Source organism: Pseudomonas sp. B28(2017), from assembly GCF_002113025.1.
Taxonomy (GTDB): domain Bacteria; phylum Pseudomonadota; class Gammaproteobacteria; order Pseudomonadales; family Pseudomonadaceae; genus Aquipseudomonas.
This window is the reverse complement of record NZ_NEJH01000001.1, coordinates 948,413-965,796: the sequence shown is the minus strand read 5'-3', so window position 1 is coordinate 965,796 and position 17,384 is coordinate 948,413. Positions and strand designations below refer to the sequence as shown.

Annotated in this window: 13 protein-coding genes and 1 tRNA gene; 7 read left to right on the top strand and 7 right to left on the bottom strand. The window is 62.0% G+C overall.

Going from position 1 to position 17,384, the window contains the following annotated elements; translation table 11 throughout:
- Positions 1–159 precede the first annotated feature (159 nt).
- The 7 genes from fdnG to CAF65_RS04350 all read left to right on the top strand — a co-directional run bounded on the left by fdnG (position 160) and on the right by CAF65_RS04350 (position 9,267).
- Complete coding sequence (fdnG, locus tag CAF65_RS04380) at positions 160–3,225, top strand: formate dehydrogenase-N subunit alpha (protein WP_143492072.1); 3,066 nt, start codon at positions 160–162, stop codon at positions 3,223–3,225.
- Positions 3,226–4,161: a formate dehydrogenase subunit beta gene (gene fdxH / locus CAF65_RS04375; protein WP_085715181.1), complete on the top strand. Its 936-nt coding sequence runs from the start codon at positions 3,226–3,228 to the stop codon at positions 4,159–4,161.
- Positions 4,158–4,823, top strand: a complete 666-nt coding sequence (locus CAF65_RS04370) for a formate dehydrogenase subunit gamma (RefSeq protein ID WP_085715180.1) — start codon at positions 4,158–4,160, stop codon at positions 4,821–4,823. Before fdxH ends, CAF65_RS04370 begins: the two co-directional genes overlap by 4 nt.
- A gap of 3 nt (positions 4,824–4,826) precedes the next feature.
- Positions 4,827–5,753, top strand: coding sequence for a formate dehydrogenase accessory protein FdhE (gene fdhE, locus CAF65_RS04365; protein WP_085715179.1), 927 nt, complete (start codon positions 4,827–4,829; stop codon positions 5,751–5,753).
- A gap of 51 nt (positions 5,754–5,804) precedes the next feature.
- Positions 5,805–7,235, top strand: coding sequence for an L-seryl-tRNA(Sec) selenium transferase (gene selA, locus CAF65_RS04360; RefSeq protein ID WP_085715178.1), 1,431 nt, complete (start codon positions 5,805–5,807; stop codon positions 7,233–7,235).
- A complete protein-coding gene (gene selB, locus CAF65_RS04355) occupies positions 7,232–9,139 on the top strand; it encodes a selenocysteine-specific translation elongation factor (RefSeq protein WP_085715177.1) in 1,908 nt (635 codons plus the stop codon). The genes selA and selB overlap by 4 nt, the downstream gene beginning before the upstream one ends.
- Before the next feature lie 32 nt (positions 9,140–9,171).
- Positions 9,172–9,267, top strand: a tRNA-Sec gene (locus CAF65_RS04350).
- Between the two features lie 8 nt (positions 9,268–9,275).
- Here the strand turns inward: CAF65_RS04350 and CAF65_RS04345 are convergent.
- From CAF65_RS04345 to CAF65_RS04315, 7 genes are all read right to left on the bottom strand, one after another.
- Positions 9,276–10,607: an OprD family porin gene (locus CAF65_RS04345; RefSeq protein ID WP_085715176.1), complete on the bottom strand. Its 1,332-nt coding sequence runs from the start codon at positions 10,605–10,607 to the stop codon at positions 9,276–9,278.
- A gap of 276 nt (positions 10,608–10,883) precedes the next feature.
- Positions 10,884–12,362: a DUF1254 domain-containing protein gene (locus CAF65_RS04340; protein ID WP_085715175.1), complete on the bottom strand. Its 1,479-nt coding sequence runs from the start codon at positions 12,360–12,362 to the stop codon at positions 10,884–10,886.
- A gap of 187 nt (positions 12,363–12,549) precedes the next feature.
- Positions 12,550–13,617 (bottom strand): alpha/beta fold hydrolase, encoded by a 1,068-nt coding sequence (locus CAF65_RS04335; RefSeq protein ID WP_085715174.1) that lies wholly within the window; start codon positions 13,615–13,617, stop codon positions 12,550–12,552.
- Between the two features lie 163 nt (positions 13,618–13,780).
- Positions 13,781–15,139 carry an ATP-binding protein gene (locus CAF65_RS04330; protein WP_085715173.1) on the bottom strand — a complete coding sequence of 453 codons (1,359 nt, stop codon included), beginning with the start codon at positions 15,137–15,139 and terminating at the stop codon, positions 13,781–13,783.
- Positions 15,115–15,780: a response regulator transcription factor gene (locus CAF65_RS04325; RefSeq protein ID WP_085715172.1), complete on the bottom strand. Its 666-nt coding sequence runs from the start codon at positions 15,778–15,780 to the stop codon at positions 15,115–15,117. The genes CAF65_RS04330 and CAF65_RS04325 overlap by 25 nt, the downstream gene beginning before the upstream one ends.
- Positions 15,781–15,866: 86 nt before the next feature.
- The gene (locus CAF65_RS04320; RefSeq protein ID WP_085715171.1) at positions 15,867–16,301 is read right to left on the bottom strand and encodes a hypothetical protein; all 435 of its coding nucleotides are present in this window, start codon (positions 16,299–16,301) and stop codon (positions 15,867–15,869) included.
- A 27-nt stretch (positions 16,302–16,328) separates the two neighbouring features.
- Positions 16,329–17,093, bottom strand: coding sequence for a hypothetical protein (locus CAF65_RS04315; protein ID WP_085715170.1), 765 nt, complete (start codon positions 17,091–17,093; stop codon positions 16,329–16,331).
- Positions 17,094–17,384 lie beyond the last annotated feature (291 nt).

The window sequence follows — 17,384 nt, the reverse complement described above, 5'->3', positions numbered from 1 at the left end:
TCCTACAGTGGTTTGTGTCCGGGGGGCCGACGGTCGGCTGTCATGGTGAATTCGACAGTATTGACTACAGTTTGTAGTGTCGGCAGCCAGACTGCCGCGACCGTGGTTGTTCAAAAAAGCCCGGCCATGTACCGGGCGCCACCTGATCAGGAGTGCACGATGGATCTCAGCCGTCGTCAGTTCTTCAAGGTCGCCGGCATCGGCCTTGCAGGCTCTAGCCTGGGCGCGTTGGGCATGGCCCCGACGCCAGCCTTTGCCGAACAGGTGCGTCACTTCAAGCTCGCCCACACCCATGAAACCCGCAACACCTGCCCGTATTGCTCGGTCGGTTGCGGCTTGATCATGTACAGCCAGGGCGATACGGCGAAGAATGTCGCGCAAAACATCATCCACATCGAAGGTGACGCCGACCACCCGGTCAACCGCGGCACCCTTTGCCCCAAAGGCGCAGGCCTGCTGGATTTCATTCACAGCCCGGGCCGCCTGCAATATCCGCAGACGCGCAAACCCGGCAGCACCGAGTGGACCCGCATCTCCTGGGATGAAGCGCTCGATCGCGTCGCCGACCTGATGAAGGCCGACCGCGATGCCAACTTCACCGAGAAGAATGCCCAGGGCCAAACGGTAAACCGCTGGCTGACCACCGGTTTCCTCGCAGCATCGGCGGCCTCCAGTGAAGCGGGCTACATCACCCACAAGGTGGTTCGCAGTCTCGGCATGCTGGGGTTCGATAACCAGGCGCGTGTCTGACACGGCCCGACGGTGGCAAGTCTTGCCCCGACGTACGGCCGTGGTGCCATGACCAACACCTGGACCGATATCGCCAACGCGAATCTGGTTCTGGTGATGGGCGGCAACGCAGCAGAAGCGCACCCGTGCGGCTTCAAGTGGGTGACCGAGGCCAAGGCGCACAACAAGGCGCGGCTGATCGTGGTCGACCCGCGGTTTACCCGGACCGCCTCGGTGGCCGACTATTACGCGCCGATCCGTACCGGCACCGATATCGCCTTCATGGGCGGGTTGATCAATTACCTGCTGACCGAGGACAAGATCCAGCACGAGTACGTGCGCAACTACACCGACGTGTCGTTCATCGTCAAAGCCGGCTATGGCTTCGAAGACGGGATCTTCAGCGGCTACGACGCGGCCAAGCGCCTGTACACCGACAAGTCCGGCTGGGGTTATGAACTGGGCGAGGACGGCTTTGCCAAGGTTGATCCGACCTTGCAAGACCCACGTTGTGTCTATCAGTTGATGAAGCAGCATTACAGCCGCTACAGCAAAGAACTGACGAGCCAGATTTGTGGCATGCCGGTCGATGCCATGCAGAAAATATGGGAGGAAATCGCTACTTGCTCGCAACCGGGCAAGACCATGACCATCCTCTATGCGCTGGGCTGGACCCAGCACTCGATTGGCGCGCAAATGATCCGCAGCGCGGCGATGGTGCAATTGCTGCTGGGCAACGTCGGCATGCCGGGCGGTGGCGTGAATGCCTTGCGCGGGCACTCCAACATCCAGGGGCTGACCGACCTGGGGCTGTTGTCCAACTCACTGCCAGGCTACCTCACGCTACCCGGTGATGCCGAACAGGATTACAACGCCTACATCCTCAAGCGCACGCAGAAACCATTGCGTCCGGGGCAACTGTCCTACTGGCAGAACTACGGCAAATTCCACGTCAGCCTGATGAAAGCCTGGTATGGCGCCAACGCCACGGCCGAGAACAACTGGGCCTACGACTACCTGCCGAAACTGGACATTCCCCAATACGACATCCTCAAGGTGTTTGATTTGATGGGCCAGGGCAAGGTCAACGGTTACCTGTGCCAGGGCTTCAACCCGATTGCCGCGTTGCCGGACAAAAACCGGGTGACCGCGGCACTGGCCAAACTTAAGTGGCTGGTGGTGATGGACCCGCTGGCCACCGAAACTTCGGAATTCTGGCGCAATGTCGGGTCGTACAACGATGTGAAGAGTGCCGACATCCAGACCGAAGTCATTCGCCTGCCCACCACTTGCTTTGCCGAGGAGGACGGCTCGCTGGTCAACAGCAGTCGCTGGCTGCAATGGCACTGGAAGGGTGCCGACGGGCCGGGTGAAGCGCAGACCGACATCCGGATCATGAGCGAGCTGTTCGTGCGCCTGCGCCAGCGCTATCAGGCCGAAGGCGGCAAATACCCCGATCCGCTGCTCAAGCTGTCGTGGCCGTACAAGATCCCGAACGAACCTTCGCCCGAGGAGCTGGCGAAGGAGGTCAACGGCTACGCTACCACTGACTTCACCGACGCTACGGGCGCGGCGATCAAGGGCAATTCGCAACTGGCCGGGTTTGGCCAGCTCAAGGATGACGGCAGCACGGCGTCCGGCTGCTGGATTTTCTGTGGCAGCTGGACCGAACTGGGCAACCAGATGGCCCGTCGCGACAACAGCGACCCGTATGGCATGCACCAGCATCAGGGCTGGGCCTGGGCCTGGCCGGCCAACCGGCGGATTCTCTACAACCGCGCCTCGGCGGATTTGCAAGGCAAACCGTGGGATCCGAAAAAACGCCTGGTGTGGTGGAACGGCAAAGCCTGGGCCGGCACCGATGTGCCGGACTACAAGGCCGACGTGCCGCCGGAAGCCGGGATGAATCCGTTCATCATGAACCCCGAAGGCGTGGCGCGATTCTTCGCCGTCGACAAGATGAACGAAGGCCCGTTCCCCGAGCACTACGAGCCGTTCGAGACACCGATCGGCATCAACCCGCTGCACCCGCAAAACAAGAAAGCCACCAGCAACCCGGCGGCACGGATCTTCGATTCGGTCTGGGATTCCCTCGGCGTGGCCAAGGACTACCCGTACGCCGCCACCAGTTACCGGCTGACCGAACATTTCCACTTCTGGAGCAAGCATTGCAAGCTCAACGCGATTGCCCAGCCCGAGCAGTTCGTGGAAATCGGCGAGGTGCTGGCCAAGGAAAAAGGCATCGTCGCCGGCGACCGGGTGCGGGTCACCAGCAAGCGTGGCTTCATTGAAGCGGTGGCCGTGGTGACCAAGCGGATTCGCCCGCTGCAGGTCAACAATCAGGTGGTGCACCAGATCGGCATTCCGCTGCACTGGGGGTTCACCGGGCTCACGCGGCACGGTTACCTGACCAACACCCTGGTGCCGTTCCTCGGCGATGGCAACACCCAGACCCCGGAATCCAAGTCATTCCTGGTCAACGTGGAGAAAGTCTAAATGGCCAGCCAAGACATTATCGCCCGTTCGGCCACCACCACAGTCCCGTCCTCGGTACGCCAGCTGGAGGAAGTCGCCAAGCTGATCGACACCACCAAATGCATCGGCTGCAAGGCTTGCCAGGTCGCCTGCTCGGAATGGAACGAGCTGCGCGACGAGGTCGGTCACAACCATGGCACCTACGACAACCCGCAGGACCTCACCGCAGAGACCTGGACGTTGATGCGTTTCACCGAGCACGAGACCGACGCTGGCAACCTCGAATGGCTGATCCGCAAGGATGGCTGCATGCACTGCGCCGAGCCCGGTTGCCTGGCGGCGTGCCCCAGCCCCGGCGCGATCATCAAGCACGCCAATGGCATCGTCGATTTCAACCAGGACCATTGCATCGGCTGTGGTTATTGCATCACCGGGTGTCCATTCAACATTCCACGGATCTCGCAAAAGGATCACAAGGCCTACAAATGCACTCTGTGTTCGGACCGGGTGGCGGTTGGGCTGGAACCGGCCTGCGTGAAAACCTGCCCGACCGGTGCCATCGTGTTCGGGTCAAAGGACGACATGAAGGAGCATGCCGCCGAGCGTATCGTCGATCTCAAAAGCCGGGGCTTTGAAAACGCCGGTCTGTATGACCCCGAAGGCGTCGGCGGCACCCACGTGATGTACGTGTTGCACCACGCCGATACGCCAAGACTGTACGCCGGTTTGCCCGATCACCCGGCGATCAGTCCGCTGGTAGGGCTGTGGAAAGGCCTGAGCAAGCCGTTGGCGCTGCTGGCCATGGGTGTAGCGGTGCTGGCCGGGTTCTTCCACTACGTGCGCGTCGGTCCGCAAATCGTCGAGGAGGATGAACATCCGTCCCCGCCGGACAACGCCGTGCACGAAGTCGATCCGTCGGTGCACACCTTCGATCCCCGTGGGGAGGGCAGGCCATGAGCAACAAGACGATCCTGCGCTACACCAGCAACCAGCGCACCAATCACTGGCTGGTGGCGATCCTGTTCTTCATGGCGGGGTTGTCCGGGCTGGCGCTGTTCCACCCGGCGCTGTTCTGGCTGAGCAACCTGTTCGGCGGCGGACCCTGGACACGCATCCTCCACCCGTTCATGGGCGTGCTGATGTTCGTGTTGTTCCTCGGCCTGGTGTTGCGCTTCTGGCGCGCCAACTACTTCATCGCCAACGATCGCCTGTGGCTCAAGCGCATCGACCGGGTGATGCTGAACAAAGAGGAGGGCGTGCCACCCATCGGCAAATACAACCCCGGGCAGAAGCTGCTGTTCTGGACTTTACTGCTGTGCATGCTGGTGCTGCTATTGAGCGGCCTGGTGATCTGGCGTGCGTACTTCAGCGACTGGTTCGGCATCACCACGATACGCTGGGCGATGTTGCTGCATGCGTTTGCCGCTTTTGTGCTGATCTTGAGCATCATCGTGCACATCTATGCCGGGATCTGGATCAAAGGCTCGGTCAGCGCCATGTTGCACGGCCGGGTCAGCCGTGGCTGGGCGAGGAAACACCACGAACTCTGGTACCGCCAAGTGACTCAAGATGAGACCCGCGACGAAGCACCCCAGCGACCGATCACCAAAAAGGGCTGACATTTGCCAACCATCCTCGAACCCGGAGAAATCGAAGCGGCGGCCAGTTCGCCACCGTTTCTGTACATGCCACCGCATAACCTGTTCAGCCTGCGCGCCCAGCGCCTGGAAACGCTGGCCGAAGGGCACTCGCTGGCCGATTACCTGCGCCTGATTGCCGGGTTGTGCCGGGTGCAGCAACAGGTGCTGGACGATCCGCCGCTTGGCGAGCCTCTCGACCGGCAACGCATCCAATTGTGCCAGCAGCACGGCTTGCCGCCGTTCGCGGCCGACAGCCTGGCACGCGAAGACGATTGGCAGCTTTACCTCGATGCCTTGCTGCAACGCTTTAGCTCACCGCCACAATCCGCCGTGGCCGATGCCATAAACACCTTGCGCCTGGCCGGTGCCGGGCAACGCCGCGCCTGGTCGGTGGCATTGCTCAGCGGCCAGTATTCGCTGGTGCCGGCGGCGCTGGTGCCGTTTCTCGGTGCGGCGTTGCAAACAGCGTGGAGCCACTGGCTGTTGAGTAAGCCGAACCTGGCTCTGACACCCGGCGACAGCCTCAGCCAGTGCCCGGCCTGTGGCTCGCCGGCCATGGCCGGGGTCATCCGCCATCGCGGCAAGCACAGTGGCTTGCGTTATCTGGTCTGTTCACTGTGCGCCTGCGAGTGGCATGTGGTGCGGGTCAAGTGTGTGTATTGCGAGCAGAGCAAGGGCCTTGAATACCTCAGCCTCGAAGATGACCGCCATGCCGCCAACCACGCGCCGTTGCGCGCCGAAGTCTGCCCCGGTTGCAACAGCTATCTGAAATTGCTCTATCTGGAGAACGATGCGGACGCCGAAGCGCTGTCGGCAGACCTGTCCAGCCTGATGCTCGACATGCGCCTGGCCCAGGACGGTTATCAGCGTTTGGCACCGAATCTGTTGCTGGCGCCGGGAGACGAGTAACCGCAGCGTCTACACTCTGGCGCGACGGTCATTTGTTTTGAGGAGCGCCAGATGTCCGCACGCGGTGCCAGCCAATCCTTGCGTCTGCCTTCCATCGACAGTTTGTTGCGTCACCCGGCGTGCCGGCCGTTGGCCGAGCGCTATGGACGCGACGTTTTGCTGATGGCCTTGCGGCTGTTGCTGGACGAGTTGCGCAACGGGGTGCAGCAAGGTTTGCTCGAACCTGTAGAAGTCAGCGCTGAAGTGCTGGCGGGCCGGGTCGGCGAACGATTGGCAATCGAGCATCGCAGCCATGTGCGGCGGGTATTCAACCTCACTGGCACGGTGCTGCACACCAACCTCGGGCGGGCATTGTTGCCCGAAGAAGCGATTGCGGCTGTGCAAATGGCGGCCCGCTATCCGCTCAACCTGGAGTTTGACCTGCGCAGTGGCAAGCGCGGTGACCGCGACGACCTGATCGAAGGCTTGATCCGCGAGCTGACCGGCGCCGAAGCGGTGACCGTGGTCAACAATAATGCCGCAGCGGTTTTGCTAACCCTCAACAGCCTGGGCGTGCGCAAGGAAGGGATTATTTCCCGCGGTGAACTGATTGAAATCGGCGGCGCCTTCCGCATTCCCGACATCATGGCCCGTGCCGGGGTGAAGCTGGTTGAGGTCGGCACCACCAACCGCACCCATGCCCGCGACTACGAGGCCGCCATCGGCCCACGCAGCGGTTTGATCATGCGTGTGCATGCGAGTAACTACAGCATTCAAGGCTTCACCACGAGCGTGCCGACCGCCGAACTGGCGCAACTGGCACACCGGCACGGCTTGCCGCTGCTCGAAGACCTCGGCAGCGGCAGCCTGCTGGACTTGACCCGCTGGGGGCTGCCCGCTGAACCGACGGTGCGTCAGGCGCTGCTCGATGGCGCGGACATCGTCACCTTCAGTGGCGACAAACTGCTCGGCGGGCCGCAGGCCGGGTTGATTGTCGGCCGCAAGGAACTGATCGCCAGGATCAAGAAAAACCCGCTCAAACGTGCGCTGCGGGTCGACAAAATGACCCTGGCTGCCCTGGAAGCAGTGTTGGGTTTGTACCGCAACCCGGACCGACTGGCCGAGCGCTTGCCCAGCCTGCGCCTGTTGACCCGGCCACAGGCCGATATCCTCGCCCAGGCCGAGCGACTGCGGCCGGCGCTGGCCCAAGTGCTGGGTGAGGGCTGGAGCGTCAGCGCCATGCCGGCACTGGGCATGATCGGCAGTGGCAGCCAACCGGTGGCACGACTGGCCAGCGCGGCGCTGTGCCTGCGCCCGCTGACGTCCAAGCGCTTGCGCGGGCGGTCGCTGTTGACCCTGGAAGCAGCCTTTCGCGCCTTGCCCATCGCGGTACTCGGGCGCATTGACGATGACGCCCTGTGGCTGGACCTGCGGCAACTGGACGACGAGCCGGCATGGCTGGCACAGCTTAATCAATTGCAGGTGGAGGGCCGGGCAGGGTGATTGTCGGCACCGCAGGGCACATCGACCATGGCAAGACGGCGCTTCTCCAGGCACTGACCGGTCAGGTGGGCGACCGGCGCCGGGAAGAGCGTGAGCGCGGTATGACCATCGACCTCGGCTACCTGTATGCCGAGCTGGAACCGGGAGCAGGCTTGACCGGTTTCATCGACGTTCCCGGGCATGAACGCTTCACCCACAACATGCTGGCCGGGGCACAGGGCATCGATCTGGTGTTGCTGGTGGTGGCCGCCGATGACGGGGTGATGCCGCAGACCCGCGAGCACCTGGCGATTGTCGAGTTGCTGGGCATCCCGCAGGCGCTGGTGGCGATCAATAAGTGCGACCGGGTCGACAGCGCCAGGGTGCAGGTCGTGGGCGATCAGGTCCGCACCTTGCTCGCCCCCGGGCCATATGCCGATGCGCCGCTGATTGCGCTGTCGAGCGTGACCGGTGAGGGCATCGAATCCTTGCGCAAGGCGTTACTCGATGCCCAACGTGAAGTGTCACAACGCAGCACCGAAGGTGGGTTTCGCCTGGCGATCGATCGGGCGTTCAGCGTGGCCGGAGCCGGTATCGTGGTGACCGGTACGGCGCTGTCCGGTCAGGTCGCAGTGGGCGATACCTTGCTGTTGGGGCCACAAGGCAAACCGGTGCGCATTCGCGGCCTGCACGCGCAAAACCAGGCCGCCGACCACGCCGTTGCCGGCCAGCGCGTGGCATTGAACCTGAGTGCCGAACGGCTGGCCCTGGAGCATGTCCACCGCGGCCACTGGTTGCTCGCCGCCGGCTTGTACGCACCGAGCCAACGCCTGGACATCGACATGCAGCTACTCCCCGGCGAACCCAGGGCCTTCGAGCACTTTCAACCGGTGCACGTGCACCTCGGCACCCAGGACGTCACCGGTCGAGTCGCCTTGCTCGAAGGAGCCAGCCTGGCGCCCGGTGGGCGGATGTTCGCGCAACTGCTGCTCAATACAGCGGTGCAGGCAGTGAAAGGCGACCCGCTGATCCTGCGCGATCAGAGTGCCCAACGCACCCTGGGTGGCGGCCGGGTGCTCGATCCGTTTGCACCCACCCGGCAACGTCGCAGCGCCGAACGATTGGCGCAACTGCAAGCGCTGGCGGACAGCGCAAAGCTGGAAGATGTGTTGCCGGCATTGCTGGCCCACAGCGACAGCGGGCTTGATCCGCAGCGCCTGGAGCGGCAGTTCAACCGACCGCGCAGCAGTTGGACATTGCCCGCAGATGTGCGCTTGATCGACACCCGCCAAGGCGCGTTGCTGTTCAGTGCCAGCCGCTGGGAAGCCCTGAAGATTGCAGTGCTCGAGCACCTCGAGCGTTTCCATCAGCTTGAACCGGACCAGATGGGGCCGGACCGGGATCGTCTGCGCCGATTCACCGGTTGCGAGATGGAGCGCTCGACATTTATCAGTCTGCTCGACGAGTTGCTGGCCAGCGGCGACATCGCCAGCAGCGGCCCTTGGTTGCATCTGCCCGGGCATCAGGTGTGTTTGAGCGAAGAGGACGAAACCCTGTGGCTGCAATTGCAGCCGCTGTTCGAACTGGCGGGCTTCGCCCCGCCGTGGGTTCGCGACCTGGGGCATGACGAAGCGGCCGTGCGTGGGTTGCTGCGCAAAATGGCGCGCCTGGGCTTGATGCACCAAGTGGTACGGGACCTGTTTTACACAGACAGCATGATTCGCCAATTGGCGGCTATGCTGTTGCAACTGGCGGAAGGCAACCCGGTGATTCAGGTGGCGGCGTTTCGTGATGCGGTGGGCCTGGGGCGCAAGCGCAGCATTCAGATACTGGAGTACTTCGACCGTATCGGCCTGACCCGGCGCTTTGGCGATCGTCGACAGGTTCGCCGGGACAGTGCGTTGGCCCAGCGCACAGAACTCTGATACCCGGGCATGATTCAGGGGCATGGTTTCAAGGAAGGCAATCGCGCCCGGTGGCGCGGCCGGGCTTCAAACCCGGTTGGGGACGGCATCCGTTCCCGGGCAGGTTCGACTCCGGCTGCCTTCCGCCACATTCCACTCAGAACGGCCCGAAGTTCAACGGGTACTGGATGACCACGTACACCCGGTCGATGTCATCCCCGGCCTGGGCCGCGTTCGCCCGGTGCGACACATGGGACAGTTGCAGCGACAAGCCCTTGGCCGTCCCGGACTGCACGACGTAGTGCAGGTCGATATCGCGCTCCCAGTGTTTGCCCCCAGCACCTTGTTGCGGCACGAAGGTGCCGGTCGCCGGGTCGAACGGGTTGTACGCCCCGCCTTGTGGTGCATGCGTGCCGTCGATCTGGTCGCCGGTGACGTAGCGGGTCATGAACTTCAGGCCGGGTATCCCGAACGTGGCCAGGTCCAGGTCGTAACGAACCTGCCAGGAGCGTTCGTGGGCGCCATTGAAGTCGGCGAACTTGATCGAGTTGGCCAGGTAGATGGAGTCGCCACCGACAAAATCGAACGGCGTATCACCGTCGATTTTCTGATAAGCCAGGGTGAACGCATGGGCGCCCAGCGTGTACTGGCCGGCCAGGCTGTACGCTGTGTTGTCGATGGCACCGGCCAGCGCCTGGCCGGCGTCTTTGGTGTGATAGAGGTTGGCGTCGAGGAACACTTCGGACTGCTTGAAGTGCAGGTTGCCGTAGTACTGGTGCCAAGTGTCAGTCAACTCCGAGGCGTACAGCGCGCCGCCGACCGGGCTTCGGGTAAACAGGTCGGCGCCGACAAACGAAATGCCGCCAGCCTCGGTGTTGGCGCCATAGCCGAAAAAGTCACCCTTGCCTGAAGCGCTGTCCTGATTCTTGAACGCTGTGAAGTGGCCGGCTTGCAGGTTCATGCCGTCGATTTCGCGACTGTTGAGCAGAAAGCCGGTCGCGTACTCCGGTTGCAGGCGTTTGTCCGCGGTGTCGAATACCGGGGACTCGACTATCATTTCGCCAAACGCCAGAGTGGTGTTCGACGCCTTGAGCTTGATCGCGCCGCCACCGCTGGAGTAGTCGCTTTCACTACGGCCATCACTGCCCACGGGTAGCAAACCGGTTCCGGAATGGCCTTTGCCGCCGTCGAGTTTCAATCCCAGAAATGCATGGGCATCGAGGCCGAAGCCAAGCGTGCCCGGTGTGAAGCCGGATTCAAAAGTGCCGATAAAGCCCTGAGCCCATTCGGCTTTGTAGTTCTTGCCGGTCGGCGAGGGAGATCGATAGTCGCTGTTCAGGTAAAAGTTTCGACTGAGCACGCCAAGCGTCGCGCCGTCCAGAAAGCCCTGCGCCGATTCATCCGCCACCGCGTTCCCGGCCGTGCTGGCGAGCAGCACCAATAACCAGAGTGGTAATCCAGCCCTGAGGTCTTGCGAGTCACACTTCATCAATCGTTCACCACAGGCACAGCAACGGCAGGGGATGATCCACTGTAGAAGCGAGCAAGCTCGCTCCTACAGTGAACCGTCATCCGCAGTCGCTTGTTGTTTCGAAGGACCTCAATGGCCTTTGGACGCAGCAAACATGATGGTTACGTAGATTGGGCCGCGAATATTGAATCGGTGTGCTGTCTTTGACTCATTGTGCGTATACGGTGCATTTGCTTCGCCTTGCCGCCAGAACAAAATGAGCGCCACTCGGGCGCTCATTTTTTCCAATCCCTTTCAGTTCGTTTTCACCACGGGCGGCGGCGTCCATTGGCCGTCGAGCGCGTCTGATTCCGGCCAATAAGCCCGGATGTACAGCGAGAAACTGGCATCCCTGGGCGAGGGCAGCCAGTTGCTTTCCTTGTCCTTGCCTGGTGATTCGCTTTGCACATAGAGGGTCAACGAGCCATCAGGGTTGGTTTGCAGGGACTTGCTCTTGGTCCCGATGGAATAGCGCTTGAGGTCATTGGGGGCGAAGAAGTGTTGTTCGTTGTACAGCGTCAGCGACCAGAAACCCCTGACCGGCGGCAGATTGCGTTTGGCGAATGTCACGCTGTAGTCGTACCGGCCGTTGAGGCGCAGGCCGTTCTCGTCCAGGTCCTGGTAGAAGTACTTGGTCTCTTTCTGCCGGTTCACGAATAAGTTCGAGCGCGCCACGGCGGTACGGCTGAAATAGTCGGTGCCAAACGCTGCCCCGTTGCTCACAGTGCTCCAGTGATCCGGCAATTGCAGGCCAAAGTTACGGAACTGCAACAGTGGATCAATCACTTCGCTGTCGGCCTTTTTCGCCTCGTCGATCATCGCCGCCCGAAGTTGCGGATCGGCCTTGGCGATGGCCCCGAGGGCGGCCATTTGCGCATAGCGGACTTCTTCGCCCGGCAACGGTTTGGCGTCCTTGAGCAGGGCCGGCAGTTCGTCGAAGAACTTCTCCGGTACCACCCATCTGGTTTCGGCGTTGCCCTCAGCAGCCTGGGCCGGGAATTTCGGTTGTTTTTTCCAGTCGCGCTTTTTGGTCTTGCCGTCGTATTGCGACAGTGGGTACATGTCGATGCCCGACAGGGACGGCTGTACGGCCAGGCGGTCGGCGGCGGTGTCGTCCTGAAAGACCCGCGGAATCACGAACCCGGTGTTCGTGCGCGACCGGTATACCCGGGTGATGCCGGGCGGCACCTTGCCGTTCCAGTCCGGGCCGACCAACAGGTAGAAACCTGGTTGGGTGTTATACATTTTGCCCAGCTCGGCGAAGCTGTCGGAACGCAGGTCCACCACCTGATACACCCAAAAGCGGCCGTCGAAGTCAGGCACTTGCAGCACCACCGGCTCAAGGTCCAGGGCGATGCTGCCGGCGCCGTACACCACGTCCTGGTTCGGACAGCTCACCAGCCGCTGGGCCGGGTCAATGTAGTCACTGAGCATCGACAACCGGTTGATCGGGGCCACGGGCACAATGCCACCCATCAAGCCGGGCCCTGGCAGGTCTTTGAAAGCCTGGCGACGATTGAAGATGTTGGCCATCGGCCACGCCCAGAAATACGCCTCCCGCGCCATCATGCGCACATACGGCTCAGTGACCTTGGTGCCTGCGACAGGACCTGGGACCGGGCTGGCGACGGTGGTTTCGACAGCGCGGCTCTGGGCACCCATCAGGGGAGTGGCGGCGAGCGTACTGGCGACAGTAAAAGCAAAGAGGACATGGCGCCGGGGCAAACGAATCATGAAGCGTCCTTACCTGATAGCAGTCACCCGATGCAGGTGGGTTGCTGAAAAGATAGCTCACGTTTGCCGCAGCGATGAGGGGAGGGCGGTTGACCATCGACCTCCAGAAAAAACGGCCCGATTACGTAAACGGGCCGTGTGGTGGAGGTCGTTGTTCGGAGGAAAAGCGGGCAAGCCGAATCAGCCCTCAAAGATGGTCCGCGTCGATCACAGCCTTGGCGAATGCCTGCGGAGCTTCCTGCGGCAGGTTGTGGCCGATGCCGCCGTTGATCAGCCGGAACTCGTATTTGCCGGTGAAACGCTTGGCATAGTCTTCGGGCGCAGGGTGCGGTGCGCCGTTGGCATCGCCTTCAAGGGTAATGGTTGGCACACTGATGGACGGTGCCGTGGCCAGTTTCTTCTCCAGTGCTTCGTATCGGCTTTCGCCCTGGACCAGGCCCAGGCGCCAGCGGTAGTTGAACACGGTGATGTCGACATGGTCCGGGTTGTCCAGTGCCTTGGCGCTGCGGTCAAAGGTGGCGTCATCGAACGCCCATTTCGGCGAAGCCAGTTGCCAGATCAGCTTGGCGAAGTCGTGGGTGTTTCTCTCGTAACCGGCCTGGCCGCGGTCAGTGGCGAAGTAGAACTGATACCACCACTGCAATTCCGCCTTGGGTGGCAGCGGGTTCTTGCCGGCTGCCTGGTTGCCGATCAGATAACCGCTGACCGATACCAGTGCCTTGACCCGCTCAGGCCACAGCGCCGAGACAATGTCGGCCGAACGGGCACCCCAGTCATAGCCACCGAGCACCGCTTGTTTGATCTTCAGCGCGTCCATGAAGTCGATGACATCACTGGCCAGCGCAGCCGGCTGGCCGTTGCGCAAGGTTTCTTCGGACAGGAAACGCGTATCACCATAGCCGCGCGCATAGGGCATCAGCACTCGATAGCCCTTGGCAGCCAGCAACGGCGCGACCTCGTCATAGCTGTGAATGTCGTACGGCCAGCCGTGCAGCAGGATCACCACCGGCCCGTTGGCCGGGCCGGTTTCGGCGTACGCCACGTCCAGCAGGCCGGCGTTGACATGCTTGAGCGGACCGAAGGGCGAGGGCGCCGACTGCGTGGCAGCGGCAGAGGCCGCCGCTGGCTGCGCGGTGGCGGCCGTTTGCGCGTGGGCCGCGCCGAACACGGCGAACAGCGCAAGCGCGAGGATCGAAGGGCCGACCAGGTGGCGGCGAGTGTTGCGGGGTTTGCTGTTGCGCAGTGCCATCTTCATGGGATGTCTCCATTACCAGCCATGGGTCAGGGGTCCTGTCTGAGCCCCTTCAAACCTTGATTGCATTGAAACGCGGCAACGTATCCGGCCTGTGTCGAATCGACGGCCGGATGAAAGTCAGTGTATCGGGCAGTCATGCTGACACACTGTGATACACAGGGACTTAGGCTGAGCCTCTTGGTAACCCGATCGCAACACATAAACCGCTTTTGTCCGTCTCATTCGAGAATCCCAGATGCAGGCGAGCCCCGGTACGTTCGGCGATGGCCTTGACGATGGACAAGCCCAGCCCCGAGCCTGATTCTTCAGTGCCCACGCTGCGATAGAACGGGTCGAACACGCGCATTTGTTCATCGGCGGTGATACCCGGTCCGGAATCCTTGATCTGAAGGATTACCGTTTCCTGCGCCAGCTCCACCGACAGGTCGACGCGTCCGCCGCAAGGGGTGTAGCGGATCGCGTTGTCCACCAGATTCTTCACCAGGATCAGCAGGTCCATTTCGTTGATGACGAGCTGCACGTCTTGGGTGCTGTCAACGCCGATGTCGATGTTCTTGCGCTCCGCCAGGGGCAACAGGTCCTCCAGCACCCGTCGATAGACCTCATGCACCGAAACCGTGGTCTGCGGCCGCTCGGCGTTTGATTGCGCGGCGGCCAGGGCCAGCAACTGATCGATCAGTTTTCTGCTGCGTTCTATGCCGCGCGACAGCGGCAGCAGGCGCTCGACGGCTTGCGTCGGCATGGGTGTGGCCTGCAGTCGCTCGGCTTGCAGGGACAGGGCGGTCATGGGCGAGCGCAGTTCGTGGGCGGCGTCGGCGATAAAGCGGCGCTGGGCTTCCATGGACTGCGCAACCCGCGCGAGCAGGCGATTGATGGCCACGACGAAAGGGAGGATCTCGGTTGGCAAATGGTTTTCGTCGACCGGATGCAGGGCCTGTTTGTCCCGTCGATTAATTTCATCGGACAGGATCGCGATGGGGCGAAACAACTTGCGCACCAGATCACTCACCACCAGCAATAGCACGGGAAACAGAATGAGAAAGGGCAACAGGCTGCGCAAGGCACTCTCGCGCGCCTCCTTGTCGCGAACCCCCGTCTCTTGGGCGACGACGATGCGCTCGCCACGGGCGGTGGTCCTCACCAGCGTGCGAAAGTCTTCACCGGCGATGTTCAAGGTCGACAGACCATCGGCCAGCGTCATGGGGAAGGGCAGCGGCAGGACGTTGTCGTCAGTGGTGCCGACGGCTTTGCTGCCGTCGGCGAGGTATTGCACGATGACCCTGGATTCCTCGTCGTCACCGGCGATTTTTCCGGCAGCGGGGTAGTGCAGGGTCATCTGCTGCCGATCGAACAGTACGGCCACCTGACGCAAGGTTTCGTCCTGCATTTCGTGAGCCTCGCCGAGGGCAGAGACAAACGCAAACAACCCGGCCAGCACCGCTACGAGCAGGATGGCCAGCGACAGCGCGACTGACAGCCGTACCTGGACCGAGTCGCTCAGGCGCTTTTTGAAACCATCCATCCCATACCCCTGACGTTCTTGATGACCTGGTTGCCCAGCTTGCGTCGCAGCGAATGAATCAGAAACTCCACGGCGTTGCTTTCCACTTCGTTGCCCCAGCCGTAGAGGCGGTCTTCAAGTTCGCTGCGCGAGAGGATCGCCCCGGGGCGGATCAGCAGGGCCTGTAACAGGGCGAACTCGCGGCTGGACAGTTGCACGCCGGGGTTTTCGGCAGTACTCGCCTGTTTCGACACCAGGTCCAGCGCCACCACGCCGTTGTCCAGCAATGACTGGGCGCTCCCGCCATTGCGGCGCAGCACAGCGCGCATGCGGGCCAGCAACTCCGCCATGTCGAAGGGTTTGAGCAAGTAGTCGTCGGCACCTCCGTCGAGGCCGCGCAGGCGATCGTCGAGGCTGTCCCGTGCGGTGATGATCAGCAGAGGCACCGGGTTGTTGCGGCCGCGAATGCTGTCGAGCACATCGAGCCCGTCCTTGCCTGGCAACCCGAGGTCCAGCAGCACCAGGTCGTAGGTCTGGGTCTCCAGCGCCGAAAGTGCGGTAAAGCCGTTTTTCACCCAGTCGGTCGCGTAGCTCGCATCAGTCAGCGCGCCCTGGATGGCGTCCCCGATCATCGGGTCATCTTCGACCAACAATATGCGCATGTCCCGCTCCGAATAAAAAAGGCGCGGCGGTCTCGACCGTCGCGCCTGTATTGAAGCACCTGTACCGGTGTTTGTCCGCCCGGTTATTACGCGCCTTTCATCGAATCGAAGGCCTTCATCAGCTCGTCCATGCGGGCCTTGCAATCGTTCTGTTGCTGATTGCTGGCGCGCAATGCGTCGAGCGCCCGGTCAATGGCTTTGTCCAGGACATGCCAGTCGCTGGCGGCGCGAGGCTTGATCCCGGCCTCGGCAGAGTCCCAGGCGCTCTCCAGGTCCTTGATGCGGGCTTTCGCGGCCGGCAGGTCGTTTTTATCGACGAGCGCGGCAACGTCGGCAGCGATATTGCGGAACTCGGACAGATCACCCAGTTTTGAACCGGCCTGGGTTTGTGCGCTCATCGCACCGGATGAGGTGCCCGCGGCAGGCTTGTCGCCGGGTTTCGAGCAGCCGGCGGCGATGCTGAGCAAAAAGATCGACGAGACAATGGCGACGTGGCGAATGATGTTTTGAAAAGGGCGCATGACGATTCCTTGATGGACTATTTAGCGTTACTGAGTGACGGTTTTACGGTTGCCGACGTTGATCTGCGCGACCGCCACCAACAGGACGATGACGCACAGGAAGATCGTGCTGGTCCAGGTGGCGCCCATGCCGAAGCCACCGTAGGTCCTGGATTGGGTCAGCAGGTCGCCGAGAGAGGCACCGAACGGGCGGGTCAGGATGTAGGCGACCCAGAAGGCCAATACCACATTGGCGCCCAGACGCCAGGCCACCAGGGTCGCGGCGATCAGCGCGCCGAAAATCACGGCGCCGAGAGTGAAGCCCAGGCCGAGTGCTTCGGTGGCCAGGTCACCGGCCGCCGTACCGAGGGCAAAGGTGCAGAGCACGGTCGTCCAGTAGAACCATTCCCGTCGTGGTGTGACGATCTCGCGGATCGACAGGTTGTGTTCCACCCGATACCAGACAAAAAAATTGAGTGCCAACAAAACAGAAAACACGGCCGTGCTGGTGTACAGGCTGACGTCGAGAACGTCAGTCAGGATGTCGGTGAGCTGCGTCCCGACGATGCTCACCAGCACCACGGTCAGCCAGTAGATCCAAGGCGCGCAGGCGGTTTTGCGCATCTGTATGAACAGCGCGACGGCCAGCAATGTCGCCATGCCGACGCTGGTCCAGCCCAGACCGAGGCCGGCATCGACAGCGAGAAAGTCCGCGCCGGTTTCACCCACCGTCGTGGACAAGATCTTGATCACCCAGAATGACAGGGTCACCTCGGGTACTTTGTTCAGCCATCCGGCTGTATCGGGTTTCATGGGCGGGTTGCCTCTCCTGTGCAGCGCCGAACTTGCGCAAGGGAGACGATACGCAGCGAAACTTAGCTGAGACTGAGGGGCAGGGAAGTCGACCGGTTTCTGATACGGCTTCGAGGCCCAGGTTGACTTCAGGTCAACAAAACATGCTTTTGGCGGGACAGGGTGCCGGGGCAGAATAAAAGCCAACTCGGCTGAGGCACTATTTAGTCGAGTTATGTCGATAAGCGCTGCGTATGGCGCCGATCTTCGGTCGTGGGAATCCCGGCTGATGTTTCACTCTGATCATCGCAG